This is a genomic window from Bartonella queenslandensis AUST/NH15 (genome assembly GCF_000312585.1).
Classification (GTDB): Bacteria; Pseudomonadota; Alphaproteobacteria; order Rhizobiales; family Rhizobiaceae; genus Bartonella; species Bartonella queenslandensis_A.
Genome location: NZ_HE998211.1, coordinates 1 through 633 on the forward strand (window position 1 = coordinate 1; position 633 = coordinate 633).

Annotated in this window: 2 protein-coding genes; both read left to right on the forward strand. The window is 41.1% G+C overall.

Annotated features, from left to right (window positions below; genetic code table 11):
- On the forward strand, positions 1-307 hold a 307-nt coding region (locus BN338_RS09925), incomplete at its 5' end, for a phage antirepressor KilAC domain-containing protein (protein ID WP_039761962.1).
- On the forward strand, positions 304-591 hold the full coding sequence (locus BN338_RS09930) for a hypothetical protein (RefSeq protein ID WP_039761963.1): 288 nt from the start codon (positions 304-306) through the stop codon (positions 589-591). The genes BN338_RS09925 and BN338_RS09930, both read left to right, overlap by 4 nt.
- The last annotated feature ends 42 nt before the right edge of the window (positions 592-633 follow it).

Genomic DNA, 633 nt, shown 5'->3' on the forward strand with positions numbered 1-633 from the left:
CCAGCTCACCAGAGCAGACGGCACTATGTGTATCACGAATGCGGCTAAGATCTTAGAGATGAGACCGAAGGACCTCTTTACTTATCTTGCACAACATAAGTGGATTTATAAGCGGGCAGGGAGTGCGTCTTATATTCCTTACCAGTCTAAGATACAATCGGGCTTGATGGATTGCCCGACAAAAATTATCAGCCGCCCCGATGGTACTGATAAGGTTATCGAGAATGCACGCGTTACAGCAAAGGGCATGGCTTATCTATCACAAATTTTTGCAGGGGACTTTTCAGCAGGGAGGGCAATACAATGAGTGGAAAAAGAATTGATGAGCTCTGTGAGCTCTGTGAAAGTTTGCATGATTGCCTTAAACTTGCTGTTTTAGATACTGATTTATCTTCTGATATCCGTAAGGTTATGAACAATGTCGTCATTAAAATGAGGGGAGTTATTCATGAAGATTCACCGGTTGATGATTTAACGAAACTTATCTTTGTTGATACAAATTACGGCAATGGTGAATTGATACTCCATTTTTATCCTATTTTAGAGAGACTAAATCTTGAGAAGAGCTTACAGCTCAAGAAATGTGCATAAGTTAATGACATTAATATGAACACGAGCCCCCTCTTTGGGGGC

What these genes read in the sequence shown, in the direction of transcription:
- BN338_RS09930 (WP_039761963.1), top strand. Translation starts at nt 304, where the DNA reads ATGAGTGGAAAAAGAATTGATGAGCTCTGTGAGCTCTGTGAAAGTTTG.